Below are 15,309 nucleotides of genomic sequence, written 5' to 3'. Positions count from 1 at the left end.
GCGGGCGGAAGTGTCACGGGCGACGCTCATTCGGATCGGCGTTGCGTTCGGGCTGCTCGTACTGATCGCGGCGACCGGCGCGGGCCTGCTCTGGATGTGGGTCACGAGCGACCTGCCCGACCTGACGGCGCTCGACAGCTACGAGCCGCCGCTCACGAGCCGGGTGTACGACCGCAGCGGCGCGCTGATCGGCGAGTTCTACAGCGAGCGGCGCACCCTCACGCCGATGGACGAGATTCCGAAGCTCGTCGTGAACGCGTTCCTCGCGGCCGAGGACGACAAGTTCTACGAGCACGGCGGCGTCGACTTCGTGTCCACGCTGCGCGCTGCCTGGACGAATCTCACGACCGACGAGACGCAGGGCGCGAGCACGATCACGCAGCAGCTCGCGAAGAACCTGCTGCTCACGAGCGAGCGCACCTACTCGCGCAAGGCGAAAGAGGCCGTGCTCGCGGGCCAAATCGAGGAGCGCTTCAGCAAGGACGAGATCCTCTGGCGCTACCTGAACCACATCTACTTCGGCAGCGGCGCTTACGGCGTCGCGGAAGCGGCGCGCACTTACTTCGACAAGTCGCTCGCGGACCTGACGGCCAGCGAGGCCGCGCTGATCGCGGGACTGCCGAAGGCTCCGGGGAAATTCTCGCCCTACCTGAATCCCGTGCGCGCAGAGGAGCGGCGCGTGTACGTGCTCGGACGCATGCGCGATGTCGGCCACATCGACGACGCGACTTACGCTGCGCAGCTCGCGGCAAAACCCGTGCTGCGCTCGCCGTCGACCACGGACTTCGAGGTCGCCGCCTACGTGACCGAAGAGGTGCGCCGGCGGCTCGTCGCCGAGATCGGCAACGAGCGCGTGCTGAACGGCGGGCTGCGCGTCGAGACCACGATCGACCTCGCGCTCCAGAAGCGCGCGGTCGCGGCGCTGCAGAGCGGCGTCGAGGCGCTCGACCATCGCCGCGGCTATCGCGGCGCGCTGCGCAAGGTCGCTCCGGACGCGATCGCGGCGGAGCTGCCGAAGCTCGCGGAGGAGAACGCGCTCGCCGAGGGCGTGCCGCTCGCGCCGGAGTTCTTCGCGAAGCCGCGCACCGGCGTCGTGCTGAAGGTCGACGACGCGAAGAAGCTCGCGCGCGTCGCGTTCGGCGCCGGCGTCGAAGCGAACGTGACGCTCGCCTCGTCGAGCTGGGCGCACGCGAAAAAGCCCGGCACGCACGGCGCCTCGATCGCGAAGCTCTCGCAGGCGCTCGCGGCCGGCGACGTCGCGCAGTTCTCCCTGACAGCTCCCGCCGAGGGCGCGACGGAGCCGAGTGCGGCGCTGTATCAGGTGCCCGACGTGCAGGGCGCGCTGCTCTCGTACGACGTGCAGACCGGCGATCTGCTCGCACTCGTGGGCGGCTACGACTTCGCGGGCAGCGAGTTCGACCGCGCGACGCAGGCGCGCCGCCAAGCCGGCAGCGCATTCAAGCCGATCGTCTACGCCGCCGCGCTCGCCGCGGGCTTCACGCCCGCCACGATCGTCTACGACCGGCCCGCGGTGTACGACGACGGCAGCGGCTCGCTCTGGCGGCCGGAGAACTACGGCCGCGAGTTCCTCGGGCGCCTCACGCTCACCGAGGCGCTCGCGCGCTCCATCAACAACGCCGCGGTCTACGTGCTGAGCGACGTCGGCATCGAGCCCACCCAAGAGCTCGCGCGCAGGCTCGGCGTCAAGTCGCCGCTCGACGGCGGTCTCGCGCTCGCGCTCGGCACGAGCTCCGTGACGCTGCTCGAGATCACGCGCGCCTACGGCGTGTTCGCGTCAGGTGGCCGTCTCGTGGAGCCGCGGCTGATCGCGCGCGTGCTCGATCGCAAGGGCGAGGTGGTGATCGAGAACGTGCCGCTCGACGGGCCGATCGAGAAGCCCGAGGACGAGAAGACAGCGGAGGACGACGGCGAGGAAGCGAAGGCTGAAGCCGAGAAGCAGCTCGTCGTCGCGGAGAGCGAAGCGGCCGAAGCGCCCGAGGAAGAAGACGTGCTCCCGCTCGAAGACGAGGCGCTCGGAGACTTCGGCCCGGTCGAGGAGATCGTCGAGAAGCGCGTCGCGCCGGAGCTCGTCGTGCCGCGCGGCTATGCGATGGCGCCCGCGCACGCGTACGTGACGGCGCGGATGCTGCGCGCGCCCGTCGAGCACCCGAACGGCACGGCGGGCCGCGCGCGCAAGCTCGGGCCGTACTTGTCGGGCAAGACCGGCACGACGAACGACCAAACCGACGCGTGGTTCGTCGGCTTCTCGCCGCGAGTTGTTACGGGGGTGTGGGTCGGAATCGACGCGCGGGACGTGCTCGGGCCCAAGGAGACCGGCGGCGTGGCCGCGCTCCCGATCTGGATGTCGTTCATGGAAGCTGCACTCGAGAAGCGAAAACCCGCCGAGCCCGAAGTGCCCGATGGCGTCTCGCTCTTGCGCGTCGACACCAAGACCGGCGCTCTCGCGAGCGGCTCCTCGAAGTACGCGATGGAGGAGGCGTTCCTCACCGGCACCGAGCCGCTCGACCGTGTGAGCGCGCCGAGCGGCGAGGCGATGGCGGAGGAATCGCCGGCGGATCGAAGGCTGGATTTCTGAGAGCGGCTACTCGCCGCCCCACAGCCACTCGCTCACTTCCTTCCCCAGGTCGCTCAGCCCGTCCATAAAGAAGTGGTCGACGCCAGGCAGCACGCGCAGCGTGACGTTCGCTGCGCTCGCGAACGCGTCCTGCAGCGCGGCCACGCGCACGAAGTTGTCGCGGTCGCCCGTGATGACCAGCGCGCGCGCGCGCAGCGCGGCGATGCGCGCGGGCGCGATCAGCGCGGGCGGCGGCGCGACGAGCACGAGGCGGCGCACGCGCGGGCTGCGCTCGGCGGCGCGCACGGCGGCGGCGCTGCCGAACGAGTAGCCGCACGCGAGCAGCGCGCCGGGCACGGTCTCGGCGAGATGCGCGAGCGCGGCGCCGTAGTCGGCGTCCGCGTCGCCTTCGTCGCCAGAGGGCTCGCCCGCGCTCGCGCCCACGCCGCGCCAGTTGAAGCGCAACGTCGCGATGCCCGCGCGGTGGCACGCGAACGCGACCTCCGCGACGACGGGCGACTCCATGCTGCCGCCGTAGAGCGGATGCGGCGGCGCGATCAGCGCGCCGCGGTCGTCGCCACTCGCGCCGCCGAGGAAGGTGCCTTCGAGGGATTCGCCCGCACCGCCGAGCGCGATCGCGACCATCTTCTCTTGCAGCTTCATCGGGCCTCCGTTCGGCCGCGCGCGCCAAAGCGGCGCTCAACCGAGCTCGAGATTCGCGTAGCGCACGAGCACGGTCTTCACGCCCGCGCGGTCGAACTGGATGCGCAGCTTTTGCGAGGGCCCGCGCCCGATCACTTCGAGCACGGCGCCGGCGCCGAAGATCGGGTGGCGCACGCGCGTGCCTCGGCGCACGCCCGCGTCGCCAGCGGAGTCGCCGTCGCTGGCGCCCTGGTCGTAGCTGTAGTCGTAGTGGCGGCCGGCGCTGCGCTCGCGCACCGGCGCGTCGACCTCGCGCGGCCGCTCGAACGCGGCGCCGCCGCGGAAGTCCAGCAGCTTCTGCGGGATCTCGCGCAGGAAGCGCGAGGGCGAGCCGTAGGTGTGCTGGCCGTAGCGCCGGCGCTCGCGCGCGTAGCTGAGCGTGAGGCGCTCCATCGCGCGCGTCATCGCCACGTAACAGAGGCGCCGTTCCTCCTCGATGTCGCGCCCGTCACGCGCGGCGGCTTGATGCGGGAAGACGCCCTCTTCGAGGCCAGCCACGAACACGACGGGGAACTCGAGGCCCTTAGCGGAGTGCACGGTCATCAGGGAGACGCGGTCGCTTCTCAGCTCCGCGCTGTCGAGATCGGAGACGAGCGCCACTTGGTCGAGGAAGCGTTCGAGTGGCGTGCGCGACGCGTCCGCGATCTCGGCGCTGTCGGCCGAGAAGTCCTCCGCGCTCGCGACCAGCTCGCGCAAGTTCTCGAGCCGCGACTCCGCCTCCGGCGTGTTCTCGCGCTCGAGCGCGAGCAGGTAGCCGCTGCGCCGCAGCGCCTCCGCGATCGCGTCGGCGGGCGCGAGCGCCGCGATGTCGCGGCGCAGCGCGTCCATCAGCTCGAGGAACGCGACGAGCTTCGGGCGCGCGCGGCCCGCGGCGTCGCTCGCGGCGAACAGGCGCATGCCCTCCTCGAACGAGACGCCGCGCGCGCGCGCCAGCTCCATCGCCCGGTCGAGCGTGGTGTCGCCGATGCCGCGCGCGGGTCGGTTCGCGATGCGCGCGAGCGCCGCGGCATCCGCGGGGTTCACGACCGCGCGCAAGTAACACAGCACGTCCTTCACTTCGGCGCGGTCGTAGAAGCGCACGCCGCCGACCACGACGTAGGGCACGTCGTACTTCAGCAGCTCCTCTTCGATCGGCCGCGACTGCGCATTCGTGCGATAGAAGACCGCGCAGTCTCCGTACTTGCGCCCGCCGTCGCGCACCTCTTCGAGGATGCGCCGCACCACGTACTGCCCCTCGTCGCGCTCGTCGCGCGCTTCGTAGAGCACGATGCGCTCGCCCGCGCCGCGCTCGGCGATCAGCTGCAAGGGCGAGCCGCGATTCTTCTCGACCACCGCGCCCGCGCCACTCAGGATCTCCTGCGACGAGCGGTAGTTGCGCACGAGCTTCACGGTCTGAGCGCCGGGGTTGTCGCGCTCGAAGTCGAGGATGTTGTTCACGTCGGCGCCGCGCCATCCGTAGATCGACTGCTGCGGATCTCCGACGACGCACACGTTCCGGTGCAGCGCTGCGAGCTGCTTCACGAGGCGGTACTGGACGCGGTTCGTGTCCTGGTACTCGTCGATCAGCAGGTACTGCCAGCGCTCTTGGTAGTGGCGCAGCACGTTCGGGAAGCGGTCGAAGAGATCGACCGTGAGCAATAACAAGTCGCCGAAGTCCAGCGCGTTCGCCTCGGCGAGCAGGCGCTGGTACGTCGCGTAGACCTCGGCGGCTTGGCGGGCCTCGATGTCGCTCGCCTTCTCGGCGGCGGCGGCAGGCAAGTCGCCCGCGTTCTTCCACTGATCGATGCGCCAGCGCAGGCGGCGCGCGTCGGGGCCCTTCGGATCGAGGCCGTGGCGGCGCATCGCTTCCTGCACGAGCGAGAGCGAGTCCGACTCGTCGTAGACCACGAAGCCGCGCGAGCGGCCGAGGTGGCCGATCTCGCTGCGCAGAATGCGCACGCACGTCGAGTGAAACGTGGCGAGCCACACGCCGACGCCGTCGGGGCCGAGCAGCTTGCCCACGCGCTCGCGCATCTCGCCCGCGGCCTTGTTGGTGAACGTGACGGCGAGGATCGCTTCGGGCGCGATGCCGCAGTGCCCGACCAGGTACGCGATGCGGTGCGTGAGCACGCGCGTCTTGCCGGAGCCGGCGCCCGCGAGCACGAGCACCGGGCCTTCGGTCGCGAGGACTGCCTCGCGCTGCTCGGGGTTCATGCCCGAGAGAAGGTCTTCGACGAGCACCAGAGATCTCCGCCGGAGGAACGGTTCGTTGTGTGCGGGGGGTCGCGCAAGCTAGACGCTCAGCGCGCGTGTCGCTGCCGGTCAATGCGCCAGCAGCGCCTCGACTGCCCGCAGCTCGTGCCGCAGCCAGCCGCCGAGCTGGAAGTTCGCGCCGTCGCGCGCGAGCAGCGCCTCGAGCGCAGCGCGCTTCGCGGCGAGCGCGTCGCGGCTCTTCGCGTCCGCCGCGAGCGCGGCATCGACGAAGTGGAGCGCGAGCTCGGGCTCGCCGCGCGCCACGTGCTGCTGCGCGCGCGCCGCGACCGCGCTGGCGCCGCCCGCGAGCGCCACGAGCTCCGCGTCCGCGACGCTGCGCGGCGTCGCGTAGAGCTCCGCGGTCGACTCGTAGCGGAACCAGCCCGTGTACGACTCACAGATCGCGCGCACGCCCCAGGCGACGCGCCCATACTGCTCCGACACCGCGAGCTCCGGCGGCAGCTTCACCTCGCGCATCAGCGTCCAGAGATCCTTGCCCGCGTTCATGCCCGAGACGGTCGCAGCGTGCACGTACGCGACCGCGTCGCGCGTGCGCTGCAGCGTCGAGCGAATCTGCTTCCGCCCGCGCACGGGCTCGAAATGCCCGGGCAGCCAGAGGCGAGGACGCGGCGAGATCGCGAGCACGCGATCGAGCGAAGCGATCATCGGAACCGCCTCGCGCAGATTCTCGCCGCGCAGCGTGAACAGATTCGGGAACGACGCAGTCGTCGGCCCGCACAGATCACCGGTGAAGATCGCACCGAGCTCCGGGATCCAGACCGTGAGCCCGTCGGGCCCCTCTCCGCCCGGCGTCGCGAGCACGACGAAGCGCGTACCGCCGAGCTCGAGCTCGTGTGCGTCGTCCACGATCACGCTGGGCGCTACGTCCGCGACCGGATGCGCCTCCTGCCCATCCATCACCGCGCTCCAGAGCACGCGCGCCCGCTTGTTACGGAACGGCGTCAGCGCGATCTGATCCGCGAGCCGCTGCCGCATCGCGCGATGCGCGATCACCGGCACACCCTTCGGCGCGAGCAGCGGCATGCCGCCGACGTGATCGACGTGCGCATGCGTGAGCACCACCGCGCGAATCTCGCCAGGCACCGCATCGAGCGCGCGCCGCGTGCGCTCCGCGTCGAACGTCGCCCCCGTGTCGATCAGCACGTTCCCCGCCGGCGTCGTCACCAAGTACGCATTCGAATTCCCCGACGCGAGCCAAATCCGCTCGTGCACCCGCACCGCCCGCTCGAGCCGCTCCCCGCGCGTGAGCAACTCCGACACGCGCTCCTTGTCCGCTTCGTCTGCAATCGAAAGCGAAGGAATCAGCGCAACGAACACGAGCACGAGCAACCGAGCAACCATCGCGGCCTCCAATCCCGCCGCGACGTTAGAACGCCCCTACTCGCCGCTCGCCCTCGATGCCTGACGCGCCGAGAAAACGACCGAACAACCTGGAAGCCGAGCGCTCCACCCAAGCAGGTCGGCCGAGACCGCAAGCGAAGCGCGCAGCAGCGCGCGAGTCTTCGAGCGCGATGCGAAGTAAACGTGGAGAACGTCGCGACCGCCCCGCCCTACTCGACCGTCACTGACTTCGCGAGGTTGCGCGGTTGATCCACGTCCGTGCCCTTGAGCGTCGCGACGTGGTAGGCGAGCAGCTGCACCGGAATCGTCGCGAGCAGCGCGGTCAGGTGCTCGCCCAGCTCGGGGATGCGGATCACCGCGTCGGCCTTCTCCGCGATCGCGGTGTCGCCCTCGCTCGCGATCGCGATCACTTGGCCGTCGCGAGCGCGCACTTGCTCGAGGTTCGAGATCATCTTGTCGTATACCGGGCTGCGGTTCGCGATCACGACGACCGGTATGTTCTGATCGATCAGCGCAATCGGGCCGTGCTTCATCTCGCCCGCGGCGTAGCCCTCGGCGTGGATGTACGAGATCTCCTTGAGCTTCAGCGCGCCCTCGAGCGCGATCGGATACATGATCCCGCGGCCGAGGAAGAGGAAGTTCGTGGCGCGGAAGTAGCGCTGCGCGACGGCGCGAATCTGCGCGTCGAGCGCGAGCGTCTTCTCGACGATGCGCGGCAGGCTGCGCAGGTTCGCGAAGGCTTGCTTCAGGTCCTCGCCGCCGAGGGTCTTGCGCGCGATGCCGAGCTTCAGCGCGATCAGGTAGAGCGCGAGGACCTGCGCGGTGAAGCACTTCGTCGACGCGACGCCGATCTCCGGGCCCGCCGCGGTGTAGAGCACGTCGTGGCTCTCGCGCGCGATCGCGGAGTCGCGCGTGTTGCACACTGCGAGCACGCGCGCGCCGCGCGACTTCGCCTCGCGCAGCGCGGCGAGCGTGTCGGCGGTCTCGCCCGACTGCGAGACGGGGATCACGAGCGCGTTCGCGCCCACGATCGGCCGCCGGTAGCGGTACTCGCTCGCGAGATCGACCTCGCAGGGAATGCCGGCGAGCTGCTCGATCAGGTACTTGCCGACCGACGCGGCGTAGTAAGCAGTGCCACACGCCAGCAGCGTGATGCGCTCGACGTTCTTCACCGCGGCGGGCGAGAGATCGATGCCGTCGAGGTCGAGATCGAGCGAGTCTTCGCGAACGCGCGTGCCGAGCGTGTCGCGCAGCGCGCGCGGCTGCTCGAAGATCTCCTTCTGCATGAAGTGATCGAAGCCGCCCTTCTCCGCGCTGACCGGATCCCACTGGATCGTGCGCGGCGCGCGCTCGATCAGGTGGCCGTTCGCGTCCACGATCTGCACGCCGTCGCGCGAGAGCACCGCGAACTCGCCGTCCGCGAGGAACAGCATCGAGCGCGTGTGCGGCAGGATCGCGGGGATGTCGCTGGCGAGGAACGACTCGCCCTGACCGAGGCCGAAGATTAGGGGACTGCCGCCGTGCTTCGCGACGACGATGTGATCCGGCGTGCGCGTCGAGAACACCGCGAGCGCGTAGCTGCCGAGCAGTCGCTTGGCGACGCCGCGCGTCGCGGTGAGCAGATCGACGCCGCGCGCGACCTCCATGTCGATCAGGTGCGCGACGAGCTCCGTGTCGGTCTCGCTGCGGATCGTGCGGCCCGCGGCTTCGAGCTCGGCGCGAATCTCGCGGTAGTTCTCGACGATGCCGTTGTGGATGATCGTGACGTCGCCGGCGACGTGGGGATGCGCGTTCGGAACGCTCGGCTTGCCGTGCGTGGCCCAGCGCGTGTGACCGAGGCCGACGACGCCCGCGAGATCTTCGCCGCGAATCTCGGCGTCGAGATTCGCGAGCTTCCCGACCGCGCGCCGCACCTTCAGCGCGGCGCCGTCCCACACCGCGACGCCCGCGGAGTCGTAGCCGCGGTATTCGAGCCGGCGCAGGCCGTCGAGCAGCACCTCGTTCACCGAACGCTTGCGCCCGACGTACCCGACGATTCCACACATGCCTTCGACTCCCGCGGCTCGCAGCGCGAGCCCTAATCACTCGCTCAGCCGTGTTGCGACCCCGAGTGCCCGCCGCCGGTTCCGGCCTTTCGCCGCTTCTTGCCCCAGCCTTCGACGTTCTTCTGCCGCGCCGCGCCCACCGCGATCGCATCGCTCGGCACCGGCTTCGTCACGGTGGTGCCCGCGGCGACGTAGCTGTCGCTCTCGAGCGCGATCGGCGCGATCAGGTTCGCGTTGCAACCGATGCGCACGCGCTCGCCCACGGTGGTGCGGTGCTTGTTCACCCAGTCGTAGTTCACGGTGATCGCGCCGCAGCCGAAGCTCGAGTCTTCGCCGACGTCGGCGTCGCCGATGTAGGCGAGGTGGTCGGCCTTCACGCCGCGCCCGAGCACGCTGTTCTTCACCTCGACGAAGTTGCCGATGCGCACGCCGCTCTTCAGGTGCGAGCCGGGGCGCAGGTGCGCGCTCGGGCCCACGACCACGTCGTCGTCGAGCACGCTCGACTCGATCACGCAGTGCGCCTTCACGTGCGCGCCCTCGCCGATGCGCGTCGGGCCGGTGATCACGACGCCGGGATCGATCTGCGTGTCGCGCCCGATCGCGACATCGGTGTCGACGTAGACGTTCTCGGGATCGATGAACGTCACGCCCTCGGCCATCCACCGCTCGACGTTGCGGCGGCGCTGCACCGCGGCGGCGCGCGCGAGCTCGGCGCGCGTGTTCACGCCGAGCGCTTCGTCCGCGTCGGCCAGCTGAATCGCTTCCACCGCGAGCCCGCGCCTGCGCGCGATCGCGACCACGTCGGTCAGGTACAGCTCGCCCTGCACATTCTTCGGCTCGAGCTGCGCGACGGCGCTCGCGAGAAAGGCGCCGTCGCAGAGGTAGACGCCCGTGTTGCCCTCGCGAATCGCGAGCTCGGCGGGCGTCTTCGCGTCGGTCTGCTCGACGATGCGCTCGACGCGCCCATCCGCGCCGCGCACGACGAGGCCGGGCAGCGGCTCGGGAGAAGTCAGGATCACGAGGGGCGCGCCGGTCTCGCGCCGCTTCGCCTGCATGCGCGCGAGCGTCTCGGCGCGCAGCAGCGGCGTGTCGCCGTAGAGCACGAGCACATCGCCCGCGAAGTCGCCGAGCTTCGGCAGCGCGACTTGCACCGCGTGGCCGGTGCCGCCCTGCTCGGCCTGGATCACGAACTGCGCGCGGCCCGCGAACGCCGCTTCGACTTGGTCCGCGTCGCGCCCGATCACCACGACGAGCTTCTCGGCGCCCACCTGCGCCGCCGCCGCGAGCGGGTACGCGAGCATCGGCCGCCCGCAGATCTCGTGCAGCACCTTCGTACGCCGCGACTTCATGCGCGTGCCCTTGCCCGCCGCAAGCAGAAGCACCGCCAGCCTCACGTTCGCGCTCATGTCTTCGCGCCTCCGTTCGCGCCCAGCCGCTGAGCGCCGCGCCCAGTCTCATCGGCAGGCGAGGCCCTCAAAGTAGTGGCCCGCACGGCAAATCCCGTTGCGAATTGCGCTGCCCAGCGGGCCCCCGCGACCGCCGCGCGCCGAGCTTCCGTTGCCGATGGCCTCGGCCGCGGGACAACCCCGCAGCTCGGGGAGTAAGCTGCGCGCCGTTTGCTGCCACCTGGGAGCGGGGCCACCGGACGAAGTGCGCGTCGAAGGAAACACGAGCGGTCTCAAGGCGAGCCACGTGAAACGGCTCGAGCACCTGGGGCGACGCAGCATCCCGCCGGACCGGCTCGTGACCCACGAGCTGGCGCGCGAGCTCACCGAGCTTTCGCACGAGATTCGGCGCGTGGTGGGCGTGCTGATCGACCGGCGCGGTGCCGTGACCCACGTGATGTGCGGCGGGAACCGCGGGCTCACCATGCCGGATTGGGGTCGCATGCGCGCCGGCCCGGGCCGCCTGCGCGGCCTGCGCTGCGTACACACGCGCTTCGCCGACGCCGAGCCGCTCTCGCAGGACGACCTGACCGACCTCGCGAAGCTGCACCTCGACGCGATGGCGACGGTCGCGGTGGGCGAGGAGGGCCTGCCGGGTCTCGTGCACACCGCGGCGCTGCGGCCCGCGAACGGCGACGGCGCGGGCATCCAGTACCTGCCGCCAAAGCCCGCCTCGCTCGTCGACCTGCCCTTCCTCGACTGGATTCGCGGGCTCGATGACGAGCTCTCGCGCGGCGTGCGCACCAAGAAGGTCGCGGGCGAGGACCGCGCGGTGCTCGTGGTGGTTACGTCGGGGCGCAGCCGTAGCGAGACCGACGCCTCGACCGAGGAGCTCCGCGAGCTCGCGCGCTCCGCAAACGTCGAGGTGGTGGATGTGCTGGTGCAGAACCGGCCGCAGCCCGATCCGCGCACCGTGATCGGCTCGGGCAAGCTGCAGGACCTCGCGATCCGCTGCTTCCAGAGCGACGTCGATCTCGTGATCTTCGACGACGACTTGTCAGGGACGCAGGCGCGCAACCTCGCCGAGGCGCTCGACCTGCGCGTGATCGATCGCACGCAGCTGATCCTCGACATCTTTGCCCAGCGCGCGACGAGCCGTGACGGCAAGCTGCAGGTGGAGCTCGCGCAGCTGAAGTACACGCTGCCGCGGCTCGCGCAGAGCGACACCTCGCTGTCGCGCCTCGGCGCCGGCGTCGGCGGACGCGGTCCCGGCGAGACGAAGCTCGAGATGGATCGCCGACGCGTGCGCGATCGCGTGACGCGCCTCGAGCGCGAGCTGCGCCAGCTCGGCGAGCAGCGCGAGCAGCGCCGGGCTCGGCGTGGGCGCCGCGGCGCGCCGGTGCTCTCGATCGTGGGCTACACGAACGCCGGCAAGAGCACGTTGTTACGGGCGCTCACGCGCACCGACGTGCTCGTCGCCGACAAGATGTTCGCGACGCTCGATCCCGCCTCGCGCCGCCTGCGCTTCCCGCGCGACCGCGAAGTGATCGTGACCGACACCGTGGGCTTCATCCGGAACCTGCCCGAGACGCTCGTCGCCGCCTTCCGCGCCACGCTCGAAGAGCTGCGTGAGGCCGACGTCTTTCTCCACGTGGTGGACGCGTCCGCGGAGGGCGTCGAGCGACGCATGGCCGCGGTGCACGCGGTGCTGAGCGAGATGGGACTGCGCGAGCGGCCCGAGATTCTCGTGTTCAACAAGATCGACCAGCTACCGCCGGGCGAAGGCGCGCGGCTGGCGGCCGAGTTCGGCGCGGTGCCGGTGTCCGCGCTCGCGCGCACGGGCTTCGAGGCCGTGCTGGAGCGCGCCGAGATCGAGCTGTTCGACTCGAAGCCGATCGCGCTTTCCCTAACAGCAGACTACGGCGCCGAAGGGGGGCTCTCATGATTCGCACGCGCATCAGCGGAACCGGCATGTACGTGCCGGAGCGGCGCATCACGAACAAAGACCTCGAAGCGCTCATGGACACCACCGACGAGTGGATCCGCCAGCGCTCCGGAATCGTGGAGCGGCGCTGGATCAGCGAGGGGCAGCTGCCGGCGGATCTCGCGGAGGCGGCGAGCCGAGAGGCGCTCACGCGCGCCGGACTCGAAGCGAGCGACATCGACTGCATCGTGCTGGCGACGCTCTCGTCGCAGGCGGACTTCCCGGGCACCTCGTTCTTCCTGCAGGAGCGGCTCGGCGGCACCGCACCTTGCTTCGACCTGCGCGCCCAGTGCAGCGGCTTCATCTACGGCCTCGGCGTCGCGCGCGGCTTCGTCGCGTCGGGGCAATTCCGGCGCGTACTGCTCGTAGGCTGCGAGGTGCACTCGACCGGCATCGACATCTCGACCGAGGGCCGCGATGTCGCGGTGCTGTTCGGCGACGGCGCCGGCGCGGTCGTGGTCGAGGCGAACACCGATCCCGACGACCCCGCCGACATTCTCGCCGTACGCATGCACGCGGAAGGCAAGTACGCGAAGAAGCTCTGGATCGAGGCGCCGGGCTCAGGCCACGCGCCCACCCGCCTCACGCCCGAGGTGCTCGCGCGCAAGGCGCACTTCCCGAAGATGGACGGCAAGTTCGTGTTCAAGCACGCCGTCACGCGCATGCCCGAGGTGTTAGGGGAGGCGCTCGCACAAGCGGGCGTGAAGCAGGACGATGTCGACCTGTTCCTCTTCCACCAAGCGAACCTGCGCATCAACGAGTTCGTGGCGAACGCGCTGCAGATCCCCGAGCGCAAGCTCCGTAACAACATCCAGCGCTACGGGAACTGCTCCGCCGCCTCGATCCCGATCCTGCTCGCGGAAGCCCAAGCCGAGGGCGCGCTCGAGCGCGGCCGACTCGTCTCCATGACCGGATTCGGCTCGGGCTTCAGCTGGGGAAGCGCGCTCGTCCGCTGGTGAGCGGCGTTCTGCCGCGCCGCGTCGACCTCGACTCCGTCTGCCGCAGTGCGTCAGACGTATCTATTTGAAATTGCAGGTAAAAATATCTTCTTGACGCAATGACGCATCGTGTTATCCATGACGCCGCGTGAGCCGGGAAAAGAACCTCCGGCCGCAACCCCGAGAGGAGAACGTCATGGCGAAGACCCAGGCCCGGACCAACGTGATCGGAGAGGCGCGCGCCCGTTTCGAGGACGCGCTCGGCAACGCGAAGCGCGAGTTCAAGCGCATCCAGAAGGACGCGGAGAAGCGCCGCAAGGAGCTCGAGACCCGCGTTGAGCGCGAGGTGAAGAAGCTCCGCCACGAGCTCGAGAAGAGCCCGGTGGTGAAGCGCGCGCAGGAGCTGCGCGAGCAAGCCGAGGCGCGAGCTGAGGAGCTGCGCGGCGAGCTGCGCGAGAGCGCGGCGGCGAAGCGCGCCGAGGAGCTGCGCGAGCAGGCGCAGGCCCGCTACGGCGAGATGCTCGGCTACGCCGGCATCGCGCGCGCGGATGAGGTGGAGCGGCTCGAGAAGCGCGTGGCCGCGCTGTCGCGCGAGCTGAAGGCGAAGAAGGCGTCGAGGCAAGCCACGGTCGCCGTCGCCTGAGCAGGCGTCGTTCAAGGAAGGGCTCGGCAGCGCGTGCTGCCGGGCCCTTCGACTTTTCGCGCGCGCAAGCGAAGCCCGCAGCGAGGCGACGCCCTCGGAGCCGAGCGCGCGGTGATCGCGCAACCTGAGGCGGCCTCCTACGTTGCGCGCCCTTCGCGCAAACTCGGGAGTCTTCTCATGGCGAGCTTCAACGGCGTCGACTTCTTGCGCCTCGACGATCTCCTCTCCGACGAGGAGCGCCTCGCGCGCGACTCCGTGCGCGCGTGGGTGACGAACGAGTTCCTGCCGCGCGTGCAGGAGCACGTGCGCAAGGACGGCTCGTTCCCGATGGAGCTCGTGCCGCAGATCGCGGAGCTCGGGCTCTTCGGCGCGAACCTTCACGGCTACGGCTGCGCGGGCATGAACAACGTCGCGTACGGACTCGTGATGCAGGAGCTCGAGCGCGGCGACTCGGGCCTGCGCTCGTTCGCCTCGGTGCAGGGCTCGCTCTGCATGTACCCGATCTACGCGTACGGCTCCGATGCGCAGAAAGAGTGCTGGCTCCCGCCGATGGCCGCGGGCAAGGCGATCGGCTGTTTCGGCCTCACGGAGCCCGACTTCGGCTCCTTCGCGCAGGGCATGCGCACCAAAGCCGAGCGCCGCGGTGATCGTTGGGTGCTGAACGGCACGAAGCGCTGGATCACGAACGGCACGCTCGCGGACATCGCGATCGTGTGGGCCCGCACCGACGAAGGCGTGCGCGGCTTCCTCGTCGAGAAGGGATCGCCTGGCTTCGAAGCGCGCGACATCAAGGGCAAGTTCTCGCTGCGCGCGTCGGTGACTTCGGAGCTGTTTCTCAAAGATGTCGAGATTTCCGAGGAAGCCCGGCTCCCGAACGCGGCCGGCATGAAGGGTCCGCTCTCGTGCCTCACGCAGGCGCGCTACGGCATCGCGTGGGGCGCGATCGGCGCGGCGATGGCCTGCTTCGACGAGGTCGTGAATTACTCGAAGGAGCGCCTCGTGCAGGGCGGGCCGCTCGCGGGCAAACAGCTCACGCAGGCGAAGCTCGCCGAGATGCTCACCGAGATCACGAAGGCGCAGCTGCTCGCGCTGCGGCTCGGGCGCATCAAGGACGAGCACAAGCTCGAGCCGGTGATGGTCTCGATGGCGAAGCGCAACAACGTCGACATCGCGCTGAACATCGCCCGCGCCGCGCGCGACTTGTTAGGCGCGAACGGCATCGTCGACGACTACCAGTCGATGCGGCACATGGTGAATCTCGAGACCGTGCGGACGTATGAGGGGACGCATGACGTTCACACGTTGATTCTTGGGGATTACATCACGGGGATGAAGGCGTTCTGAGGGGGGCTTGGGGGAAGAGGTTTCCTCGGAGACCAAGCCGTGGGCTTTTTGCAGACTTCGCGGCGCTCTCTGGCACGGTGGTCGCGGGCGCGAAGCAGG

10 protein-coding genes are annotated in these 15,309 nt (G+C 70.1%); 5 read left to right on the top strand and 5 right to left on the bottom strand.

What is annotated here, in order from left to right:
* Window positions 1–10: 10 nt before the first annotated feature.
* Window positions 11–2,596, top strand: coding sequence for a PBP1A family penicillin-binding protein (locus FJ091_02330; protein MBM4382185.1), 2,586 nt, complete (start codon window positions 11–13; stop codon window positions 2,594–2,596).
* 6 nt (window positions 2,597–2,602) lie between these two features.
* Here FJ091_02330 and FJ091_02325 read toward each other — a convergent pair whose 3' ends face one another.
* The 5 genes from FJ091_02325 to glmU form a co-directional block, all read right to left on the bottom strand.
* Window positions 2,603–3,238 (bottom strand): alpha/beta fold hydrolase, encoded by a 636-nt coding sequence (locus tag FJ091_02325; GenBank protein MBM4382184.1) that lies wholly within the window; start codon window positions 3,236–3,238, stop codon window positions 2,603–2,605.
* A 36-nt stretch (window positions 3,239–3,274) separates the two neighbouring features.
* Window positions 3,275–5,470, bottom strand: a complete 2,196-nt coding sequence (locus tag FJ091_02320) for a UvrD-helicase domain-containing protein (protein ID MBM4382183.1) — start codon at window positions 5,468–5,470, stop codon at window positions 3,275–3,277.
* A 108-nt stretch (window positions 5,471–5,578) separates the two neighbouring features.
* Window positions 5,579–6,871 carry an MBL fold metallo-hydrolase gene (locus FJ091_02315; protein ID MBM4382182.1) on the bottom strand — a complete coding sequence of 431 codons (1,293 nt, stop codon included), beginning with the start codon at window positions 6,869–6,871 and terminating at the stop codon, window positions 5,579–5,581.
* A 209-nt stretch (window positions 6,872–7,080) separates the two neighbouring features.
* Entirely contained in the window at window positions 7,081–8,916 is a 1,836-nt protein-coding gene (gene glmS / locus FJ091_02310; protein ID MBM4382181.1) for a glutamine--fructose-6-phosphate transaminase (isomerizing), read from the bottom strand.
* A gap of 44 nt (window positions 8,917–8,960) precedes the next feature.
* Window positions 8,961–10,322, bottom strand: a complete 1,362-nt coding sequence (glmU, locus tag FJ091_02305; GenBank protein ID MBM4382180.1) for a bifunctional UDP-N-acetylglucosamine diphosphorylase/glucosamine-1-phosphate N-acetyltransferase GlmU — start codon at window positions 10,320–10,322, stop codon at window positions 8,961–8,963.
* A gap of 157 nt (window positions 10,323–10,479) precedes the next feature.
* On the opposite strand from glmU, the gene hflX reads away from it, so the two are divergent.
* The 4 genes from hflX to FJ091_02285 all read left to right on the top strand — a co-directional run bounded on the left by hflX (window position 10,480) and on the right by FJ091_02285 (window position 15,210).
* Complete coding sequence (gene hflX / locus FJ091_02300) at window positions 10,480–12,246, top strand: GTPase HflX (protein MBM4382179.1); 1,767 nt, start codon at window positions 10,480–10,482, stop codon at window positions 12,244–12,246.
* Window positions 12,243–13,244 (top strand): ketoacyl-ACP synthase III, encoded by a 1,002-nt coding sequence (locus FJ091_02295; GenBank protein ID MBM4382178.1) that lies wholly within the window; start codon window positions 12,243–12,245, stop codon window positions 13,242–13,244. The genes hflX and FJ091_02295 overlap by 4 nt, the downstream gene beginning before the upstream one ends.
* 175 nt (window positions 13,245–13,419) lie before the next feature.
* Entirely contained in the window at window positions 13,420–13,866 is a 447-nt protein-coding gene (locus FJ091_02290) for a hypothetical protein (protein MBM4382177.1), read from the top strand.
* A 177-nt stretch (window positions 13,867–14,043) separates the two neighbouring features.
* Entirely contained in the window at window positions 14,044–15,210 is a 1,167-nt protein-coding gene (locus FJ091_02285; protein ID MBM4382176.1) for an acyl-CoA dehydrogenase family protein, read from the top strand.
* Window positions 15,211–15,309 lie beyond the last annotated feature (99 nt).

Source organism: Deltaproteobacteria bacterium (genome assembly GCA_016875395.1).
Classification (GTDB): domain Bacteria; phylum Myxococcota_A; class UBA9160; order UBA9160; family UBA6930; genus VGRF01.
This window is presented reverse-complemented; position numbering and strand designations above follow the sequence as displayed.